The sequence below is a fragment of the Vreelandella indica genome, from assembly GCF_037070225.1.
Taxonomy (GTDB): domain Bacteria; phylum Pseudomonadota; class Gammaproteobacteria; order Pseudomonadales; family Halomonadaceae; genus Vreelandella; species Vreelandella arctica.
Genome location: NZ_JBANSO010000051.1, coordinates 1 through 8,180, shown reverse-complemented (window position 1 = coordinate 8,180; position 8,180 = coordinate 1). Strand labels below are relative to the sequence as shown.

The 8,180-nt window shown below is 51.6% G+C and carries 10 protein-coding genes; 4 read left to right on the top strand and 6 right to left on the bottom strand.

The features are described 5' to 3' along the window. The first annotated feature begins 204 nt into the window (after positions 1–204). A complete protein-coding gene (gene rlmM / locus V8L71_RS20035) occupies positions 205–1,275 on the top strand; it encodes a 23S rRNA (cytidine(2498)-2'-O)-methyltransferase RlmM (protein WP_336275255.1) in 1,071 nt (356 codons plus the stop codon). Positions 1,276–1,294: 19 nt separating this feature from the next. Here rlmM and V8L71_RS20030 read toward each other — a convergent pair whose 3' ends face one another. Beyond that, positions 1,295–1,582 carry an antibiotic biosynthesis monooxygenase family protein gene (locus V8L71_RS20030; protein ID WP_101145289.1) on the bottom strand — a complete coding sequence of 96 codons (288 nt, stop codon included), beginning with the start codon at positions 1,580–1,582 and terminating at the stop codon, positions 1,295–1,297. A 29-nt stretch (positions 1,583–1,611) separates the two neighbouring features. On the opposite strand from V8L71_RS20030, the gene tusA reads away from it, so the two are divergent. Continuing rightward, the gene (gene tusA / locus V8L71_RS20025) at positions 1,612–1,866 is read left to right on the top strand and encodes a sulfurtransferase TusA (protein ID WP_336275254.1); all 255 of its coding nucleotides are present in this window, start codon (positions 1,612–1,614) and stop codon (positions 1,864–1,866) included. 89 nt (positions 1,867–1,955) lie between these two features. On the opposite strand, the gene V8L71_RS20020 is transcribed toward tusA, so the two are convergent. The 3 genes from V8L71_RS20020 to V8L71_RS20010 all read right to left on the bottom strand — a co-directional run bounded on the left by V8L71_RS20020 (position 1,956) and on the right by V8L71_RS20010 (position 5,197). Continuing rightward, entirely contained in the window at positions 1,956–2,651 is a 696-nt protein-coding gene (locus tag V8L71_RS20020; protein WP_176304582.1) for a hypothetical protein, read from the bottom strand. 135 nt (positions 2,652–2,786) lie between these two features. Beyond that, entirely contained in the window at positions 2,787–3,776 is a 990-nt protein-coding gene (locus V8L71_RS20015) for a DUF3080 family protein (protein ID WP_336275253.1), read from the bottom strand. A gap of 2 nt (positions 3,777–3,778) precedes the next feature. After that, positions 3,779–5,197: an MATE family efflux transporter gene (locus V8L71_RS20010; protein ID WP_336275252.1), complete on the bottom strand. Its 1,419-nt coding sequence runs from the start codon at positions 5,195–5,197 to the stop codon at positions 3,779–3,781. Between the two features lie 122 nt (positions 5,198–5,319). Here V8L71_RS20010 and V8L71_RS20005 point away from each other — a divergent pair, with 122 nt between their 5' ends. Both V8L71_RS20005 and V8L71_RS20000 read left to right on the top strand, forming a co-directional pair. Continuing rightward, the gene (locus V8L71_RS20005) at positions 5,320–5,913 is read left to right on the top strand and encodes an elongation factor P hydroxylase (RefSeq protein ID WP_431313202.1); all 594 of its coding nucleotides are present in this window, start codon (positions 5,320–5,322) and stop codon (positions 5,911–5,913) included. 45 nt (positions 5,914–5,958) lie between these two features. Further along, complete coding sequence (locus tag V8L71_RS20000; RefSeq protein WP_336275250.1) at positions 5,959–6,534, top strand: hemerythrin domain-containing protein; 576 nt, start codon at positions 5,959–5,961, stop codon at positions 6,532–6,534. A 123-nt stretch (positions 6,535–6,657) separates the two neighbouring features. On the opposite strand, the gene V8L71_RS19995 is transcribed toward V8L71_RS20000, so the two are convergent. Beyond that, positions 6,658–7,173 carry a DUF2795 domain-containing protein gene (locus tag V8L71_RS19995; protein WP_336275249.1) on the bottom strand — a complete coding sequence of 172 codons (516 nt, stop codon included), beginning with the start codon at positions 7,171–7,173 and terminating at the stop codon, positions 6,658–6,660. Further along, positions 7,173–8,009: a DUF2795 domain-containing protein gene (locus tag V8L71_RS19990; protein WP_336275248.1), complete on the bottom strand. Its 837-nt coding sequence runs from the start codon at positions 8,007–8,009 to the stop codon at positions 7,173–7,175. The genes V8L71_RS19995 and V8L71_RS19990 overlap by 1 nt, the downstream gene beginning before the upstream one ends. Between the last annotated feature and the right edge of the window lie 171 nt (positions 8,010–8,180).

Sequence of the window (8,180 nt, the reverse complement as noted above, 5' to 3'; positions counted from 1 at the left end):
GAAACCGCTTAGCGCCGATGGTAGTGTGGGGTCTCCCCATGCGAGAGTAGGTCATCGTCAGGCACCTATACCACGAAGAACCCAGCCACCCGGCTGGGTTTTTTGTGTGCGTGAAAGAAAATAAATAGAGCTGAATAAATGCTATGATGCGCCCCAATTAATTAGGCAGCCCTCACCGTTTGTGATGGGCGGAATCGAGGTGAAGTGGTGAGCGAAACGGTACCTACGTCATGGTTAGTTTACTGCCGTCCAGGGTTTGAAAATGATGCGTTAGCTGAAATGCAGCATCATGCAGCATTAAACGACGTAGCCTGTGAGGCATCTTACGGCGAGGGGTGGGTAAGCTTAACGCGTCTAGATGGCGAGCCGGTGAATGAGTTACATCGTCAAGCAGCCTTTAAAAAGCTAATTTTTGCACGCCAAAGCTTAGCGGCGTTGCCCGCTCTCACTCTTTCACGAGATGATCGCCTTACCGCTATTTTGGAGCAGGTAAAGGCTAGTCGATGGAACTTTGAGGAAATTTGGCACGAAACGCCGGATACTAACGATGGCAAAGCACTGGCTGGGCTGATTAAGGCGCTTACCAAGCCGCTGGAAAGTATGTTGAAAAAGCGTGGCGCGTTAAGGCGCAGTGCGGGTGCACGACGCTTACATATTTTCTGGACTGACGGTGATCAAGTGCAGCTGGCGATGAGCTTCCCAGGCAATCGTAGCGATTTGATTAATGGTATTCGTCGGTTGCGTTTTCCCTCCCGTGCACCCAGCCGCTCAACGCTAAAGCTGGAAGAGGCATGGCATGAGTTTATTCCTAGAGATGAGTGGGATGTGCGGTTAGCACCGCATATGCAAGCAGCTGATTTAGGTGCCGCCCCAGGTGGCTGGACATGGCAACTGGTTCAGCGCGGCATGTACGTTTATGCCATTGATAATGGCCCCATGGAATCGCAGTTGATGAAGACCGGCCAGATTGATCATCTCAAAGAGGATGGTTTTACCTGGGAGCCACCACAGCGCTTAGACTGGCTGGTCTGCGATATTGTCGATAAACCAGTGCGAGTGCTAGCCATGGTGGAACGTTGGCTGATCCGTAAATGGTGCAAGGAGGCAATCTTCAACCTCAAGTTACCCATGAAAAAGCGCTGGGATGAGGTAACACGTTGTCTAACGGCGTTGGAAGAGTCGCTGGAAAAAGCGGGCGTGCATGCGAACGTATCATGCCGTCACCTCTATCATGATCGGGAAGAGGTAACGGTGCATGTAAGGCTTAGGGATTAATACGAGTGAAATCTCAGGCTTAATAGCCAGGTTCGTAAATCCGGATAGTTTCATCTTCGGTTAATAGCGGTAAAATACGCTGCATGGCCATTGCCCGCGCTTCGCTTGAGTGCCACTCCTTCCAAGCGCGGAGGTCACGCCATTTGGTAATCATCAGTCGACGATCGGTATGACCAAGTTCTACCAGTGTTTCACCACCGATGAAGCCCCTTACGCCTAGGGAAACGCGCATTGCCTCCCGCGCTGCTTGCTCAAATTCTTCTTCAAGACCGGGCATAATTCGCCGTTCGATGATAACTTTAATCATACTTTCTGTTTCCTACATCGAGGATATTAATGGCTGATAATACGGGTACGTTACCCAGCTTTGACGTGGTATTGGATACCTCAGGACTTTACTGCCCAGAGCCTATTATGCTAATGCATAACAAAGTGCGCGATATGACATCAGGCCAAGTGCTCAAAGTGATTGCCACCGATCCCGCCACCACACGAGATGTGCCCAAGTTTTGTCAGTTTTTAGGGCACGAACTGCTTGAGCAGGACACCGCGTCTGAGAATAACTACCTCTATTTTATTCGCTTAGCATAATCCTTAGAGATAGCACTAGAACCCAAGCGAGGCTCAAATCAACATCATTGATGTTGGCCTCGCTCACAAGGCAGCACTAAGGCACTCGGCTAATCGCTTGCCACGACCATCATGGCTAGCGCCTCAAGCGTTGCCGGATCTTCTTCCAATATACGATTGGCGATATGGCGCTGGAAAAAGTAAACGGTTTGATGGCGAGCGTGAGCGCTGTAAAGGCACTTATCCCCTAACAAAATCGGTGTCATCGCCGCTTTGTTCTCGTCGGCAAGGAGCGCGTCAAGGCTACCGTCGCTGTAGAGACGCCAGCCGTAAACAGGCTTCATATGCCAGGGAGTGTTGGGGTGATTCATGCACAGCGCGTGGGTGCCCAGAGTGTCGGGTATTTGCTGAATGAGAGTGACTTCTCCGGAAGCCTCATAATCAAAATATTCAGCTGCGGCGACTAACTCATGGTACTTATGGTCCGGTGGAGAATCGAAAATTTCTTCCGTTTCAGGGTCGCGGTAACCCACGAAGTAGCCATTCTCCTGGCTGTTCAGATCATGGCAGGCCGCCAACGTTTCCATCCACGGCACCATGCCAAAGACGCTACCATCTTCTCTTAGCCCCCAGGCTAAAATAGGCATGCCGTAGTAAGTGTCGGGACTCGCAGCGAGTTGGTACACCATCTCTAGCCCATCTAGCTCCGGAGCTAAACGAACTAGGCACTTTTGCGCCTGCTGACGCTGACGCACAGTTTCCAGGTCGATGACCTGGGCAGAGCGGGGTGACAGGGATGCGCCCATTATGTCCCTCCTTGTGCTGCGTGGTCATGACATTGGCGAAGCAAGTTTGGCTTGCTTCATTATTATCCTTGCTTATCCACCTTACCTATCAACCAATAGCACAAGTTGCTCATAAGGTTAAGGGTTCTACGCTTTTTAATTATCTGAGCAAGTTGGAAAGCGAGCTCGTAGCGCTTGATGCTCGGTGAACGCTTGCTGAAACTGGCCCCAGGGCGCTTGGGCGTTTTCCAGCGAAAGCCAGCGTGCCTGATAGCGTTGAATCGCTATTGGCTTGTCTACCGGCTGCGCGTCAATTAAGCGGTTGATCGCTGTTAGCCACTGTTGGGCAGTGTTTGCCAAGCGTTCAAGCGACTGTGGTTCCCAGCGCCTCAAGCAGTGTGTGACATCTTTCTGCTGAGCTAATAATGCATTCGCTTCGGTTAAGCGTTGAGTGGCGAGTAGCAGGGCGCGCAACACTTCGGCGGTCAATGGCTGCTCTTGTAGGGTTTTTAAATGATTTTCGAGGGCCGAGGAGTCTTGCTGCCAATTGAGGTCAAACTGATGATCCGTCATTTGCTGAAGATAATCAATGGCTTCAAGCTGGCTTGCAATAGTGTTTTCATCGACGTTAGCTAAAGGCTGGCTTGCGCGCGAAAAGCTTTTCACCCATTCGCTAGAATCAAAAATAGCGTTCCAACTGACGGCGGGTAACTGAGCTGTTTTAGTGACCGTCAGCTGTTGCAGGCGCGTTCGGTCTTCATCGCTTAACTGTTCGGGAACATCGCTGTTCCAGCAGGTGCTTAGCCGTTGCCATAGTGTTCGCTCATATAACCACTGCTGGCTAGGAGGTGCTACTCGGCCGAGTTGATTGTTACGTGCTGCTATAAGAGAAGTAATTTGGCATTCGCGTAGTGCATAAATATTCAGCATGCTATCCCTTGTTTCGGGGATATCAATAAGCCGAGCAGAGCGCTCAGGGAAATCGCCAATATTAATGGGGTCAGCTCGCTCAATGCCTGTCTGGTCGAGGTCATTCGCAAGCTGATGATGGTAGGACTGCCACTGCTGCTCAGCAGGGTGATCGCCACAGCCAGCCAGTAAGGCACTTAGGGTTAGTGTTATAAAAAGATTGCCCCGCCAAGCCATGTTTACCCCTTAACGCTGATACGCCGCAAACGCCAGGCAAGTAGCAGGGCCGCAGTGCTCAAGCCCGCAATCAAACCCATCCAATAGCCATGAACCCCAAGTGGAGCAACCATGCTGCCCACGCCACGGGAACCCAGCCAGTGGCCGCCGCCCAAGCCTACAATCCAGTAGGAGAGTACCGTTATCACCATCACGATGCGGGTATCTTTATAGCCGCGTAAAGCGCCTGCCAGATTGACCTGTAGTGAGTCAGAGAGTTGGAAGATAACGGCCAAGGCAATGATGGAAAGTGCCAGCGACTGTATCTCACTGTTCGAGGTATAAAGCGCAATGACAGGAATTGCGCTAAACCACAGCAAGATGCTGTTGATAATTGCGACGATCACACTGATAACAATGCCGTTCCAGGCGACCTGCCGGGCTAAGGTTAAACGCTGCTGACCAAGCGTGTTACCCACCCGTACGGTTAGCGCCATACTCAGCGACATGGGCAGCATAAACAGAATGGAGGTGAAGCTGAGTGCTATTTGGTGAGCCCCCACCGTGACTTCACCAAAGCTGGCAATAAAGAGTGCAATGAGCGTGAACAGGGTCACTTCGACAAAAATAGCCACACCAATGGGAACGCCCACCACCACTAATTCACGTATGCCTAGCCATTGGGGCGGTGTCAGTTTTTGCCAAATCGCAACGCTTTTATAAGTGCTTCCCCTGCGCGTGTAGTAGGCCATCGCGAGTGCCATCGTCCACATGGAGAGCGCCGTCGCAATGCCGCAGCCAAAAGCGCCTAAGGCAGGCAGCTGTTGCAAGCTAGTGGGAACCCAGGCGCCAAATAAATCAACCAAGCCATCGCCGCCGTAGATCAAGAGGTAGTTGGCAGGAATATTCACGCTTAAGCCGACCAAGCTTATCCATAGCGCCGGGCGGGTGTGATTCATGCCATCGGAAAACGCTCTAAGCGCCTGAAAAAGGGCGATCCCCGGCATACCAAAGGCGACAGCTGACAGATAGGCGGCAGACTGGCTGGCAACGGCAGGGGGCACATTCATTAATTCAAATATCGGCATGACGGCCGACCAGAGCAGTAAGGCCGCGACAACACCTAGCAGCAGGGCAACCCAGAGCGCCTGGTGCACTGCTGGGCTAATAGCGGTTTGGCGCTGTCCACCCAGCAAATGTGCCACAATTGGTGTGAGCCCCATCAGGGTGCCCGTCATAAACAGCATCAATGGCATCCAGAGACTGGAGCCTACCGAGACGGCAGCGAGTGACGTTGCATCATGTCGGCCTGTCATCATGACATCAACAACACTCATCCCTGCTTGAGCCAGCTGAGCTCCGCAAATGGGTAATGCCAAGTAGACCAGAGCGCGAGTTTCTGGCCAATACACCGATTTAACTTGTTGAGTGAAATCGCCCAATGAGAAGGCTCCTGATCGACGAATTAAGCTATAAAAAAGCGCTAGGTTAGCAGGGAAGCCTATGCCTTGCTGCCCTGTATTTAGTTTGCCTCTGTGAGGCAGTTATACTTTCTCAAACGGCAATGATAAACGAGGTCAATTTGAATCACGTGCAGGATCGATGGACGCTGGCTGATATTACCGCGCTCTTTGATGGCATTTTTGCAGAGCATTATCAAACACGCCTAATTCGGGGGGACGATGAACCCCTCTATCGGCCTGCTGATAGCGAAACACCGTACCATCAAGTTATTTTTGCGCGGGGCTATTATGCCAGTGCGTTACACGAAATTAGCCACTGGTGTATTGCGGGAGAAAAGCGTCGTCAATTAGAAGATTACGGCTATTGGTATTCGCCGGATGGGCGTAATGCTGAGCAACAAGCTGCTTTTGAGAGCGCAGAGGTTGCTCCCCAAGCGTTAGAGTACCTATTTGCCCAGGCGTGTGGCCGCCATTTCCATGTCAGCGTGGACAATTTGGGGGGCGATACGGACGTGGACCGGGACGCTTTCCAACAGCGCGTTATGGTTCGGGCAGCGCGCTACCAAGATGAAGGCTTACCCCTACGTGCCAAAGCCTTTTGCCATGCATTGAACGCTTACTATCAACAAGGGCTGACGCTCAAAACAGCCATTGCTCAAGGACTTGATAGGTTGCTATGCACACGACTATGTTGAAGCTGTCTACTATGTAGGCGTTACGAATCATAAGGAGGGAATCTCATGACTCAGCACAATCCAAACGGATCAGCCAAGGATGTGGTTGGTATCCTAACCACAGATCATCAGGAAATGATGGCGCTGGCAGGCCAAATTAAAGGCTCAAATGACCCACAGTGGCGTAGAGATATGGCGGATACCTTGATCGCTGAGGTAATGCGCCATGCCGTTGCCGAGGAAATGTACGTTTATCCGGCAATAGAAAAATACATACCGAATGGAACCGAAGAGGTTGAGCACGACAAACAAGAGCACGATGAAATTGTTCAAGTAATGAAACAGCTGGAAGATTGTAACGCCGTCGATCCGGTTTTCATGGCGCAGCTCGAAAAGTTAGAAGGATTGTTAAGTCACCATGCAGACGACGAGGAGTCACAGCAATTTCCTAAGATGCGCACCCATATGTCCAGTGACCAACTCATTGAACTAGGTGAAAAAGTAGAGCAGGCCAAAACACTGGCGCCGACTCGTCCGCACCCCAGCGCTCCTCATTCAGAACTCTTCCACAAAAGTGTGGGGGCAGGTGTAGGCATGGTTGACAGGCTTAGAGACAAGCTCACGGGGCGGAAAACGAAGTAAATAAGTAAAGGATTTATACAAGCTTAATTTAGGAGCTGGTGACCGCAAACAGTTTTTTAGACGGCTTTTGCTAGATATTTTCCTGAAAAGGGAAGGGGGAGCAATGCGCCACTTAGTGGCGCTTTAGTTTACCTGCTTCAACTCGTGGGTAATGTCAGTCATGCTGTGGTAGTGATGGTCGCTAAACTGCTTCAGCAGTTGTATTTCCTGCTTACTCGCATTTCGATAGGCATGATTGATTAGCTGCTCACGCGTGGCTGGAAAGCTTATTCCATCGAACAGGCTAGCAAAGCGAGCTGCGGATGGGGCTTGCATGGCACGCTGGCCGCCAGTCTTGCTTGGCTGGTTGTGGGGCACGTCATCATGAGTACGCAGTTCTCCGAAGGCACGCGCGACCTCGGCAGCATCGCGATACTCCTGGTCAGGTAATTGCCGCACGATGTCACACACCTCTTGGTCATCGTCACTCAGTGCATCGACGAGTTCGCTGCGTGTTTTCGGGGATTCAATCCCTTTCAACGCTTTTTCAATATCAGCCGCAGAGACCGCCTGTTTTGGATGAGAAGTGAGCATATGCCGCTCGTAAAGAGATTTTTGCTCGAATTCAGCCCCGCATATTTCACAAGTAAACTGTGCCATCAGCGTATCTCCCCCAGCGCTTTTTGGATATCTGCCATCGTTGAGTACTTTCGGCTGGGAAATTCCTTTAATACGTTAATAACGTCATCTGTGGCATGGTTGGTTTTGGCCTGTTTAATCAGGTCCGCCTTGCTGCTCGGTAAATCGATGCCCTTGAGTGCCTTGGTAATGCCAGCCGCCGATGCCGAATCAGTGGCTGCCTTGCCACCGCGCTCACCGCCTTTGCTGCGATCGCCTTCGGGTTCCTTGGCTTCTGGCCGCATGTGCGGCTCGGTGAGCTCGCCACCTTCCAGCGCCTCATTGGGCCACTCGCGCTTTTTCAGCCCTAACGTCTTGAATAGGGCCGCCTTGCCGGTGATGGAAATTTGCTCTTCGGCGAGGTTGTCATGCGCTCCGATGAGCAGAAATTGAGCATTTTCGTAGTCGAGCAGCTTGCTATCGTCAATATCCAGCCAGCGTTTGTCGGCGAATTTCTCTATTAAGCGCTTGGGGTAGTTCGGTTTAGCGTCTGGAAAGCCGGGGACATCAAGAGATGGGTTGCGCACCGAGATGATATAACTTGCCTCGGCAAGAATCCCCAGTTCCGCCTGCGCTTTGCCGGGTTTCGTGGGGTTGGTGAGCCGATAAGCCAAACGCGAACTGTTGTGACGCTCAAAGATAGCGTAGCGCCCCTCTCCAACGGGAATGGCTTCGCCCTGTTCCTGCTCGCCACGGGTTTTGGTAGCGTACTCGAGCGGCGCTAGCGCCTCGCCAATGATTGTTGGCTTGCCTATCATGTCGTTCATCATCCACTCTCGTGCGGTAGACGATGGCTTGCCATGGCTAATCTTAGGCATGCGCTTTTTGCCCACCAGGAATAATCGAGCGGTGTCTTTATCGTCTGGCGTTAAGTACCTGATCTAAAGTTTTCGTGTAATATCCATGCCAGGATTTCTGACACGGACAGAACCATGGAAAAACGCTTCGTTGCCCCTCTCACTGAACCTGAACAACAGACGCTGACCTCC

Coding starts and splice junctions, on each gene's coding strand:
- V8L71_RS20030 (WP_101145289.1), bottom strand. CDS start 1,582: ATGATTAAAGTTATCATCGAACGGCGAATTATGCCCGGTCTTGAAGAA.
- tusA (WP_336275254.1), top strand. CDS start 1,612: ATGGCTGATAATACGGGTACGTTACCCAGCTTTGACGTGGTATTGGAT.
- V8L71_RS20020 (WP_176304582.1), bottom strand. CDS start 2,651: ATGGGCGCATCCCTGTCACCCCGCTCTGCCCAGGTCATCGACCTGGAA.
- V8L71_RS20015 (WP_336275253.1), bottom strand. CDS start 3,776: ATGGCTTGGCGGGGCAATCTTTTTATAACACTAACCCTAAGTGCCTTA.
- V8L71_RS20005 (WP_431313202.1), top strand. CDS start 5,320: ATGATAAACGAGGTCAATTTGAATCACGTGCAGGATCGATGGACGCTG.
- V8L71_RS20000 (WP_336275250.1), top strand. CDS start 5,959: ATGACTCAGCACAATCCAAACGGATCAGCCAAGGATGTGGTTGGTATC.
- V8L71_RS19995 (WP_336275249.1), bottom strand. CDS start 7,173: ATGGCACAGTTTACTTGTGAAATATGCGGGGCTGAATTCGAGCAAAAA.
- V8L71_RS19990 (WP_336275248.1), bottom strand. CDS start 8,009: ATGCCTAAGATTAGCCATGGCAAGCCATCGTCTACCGCACGAGAGTGG.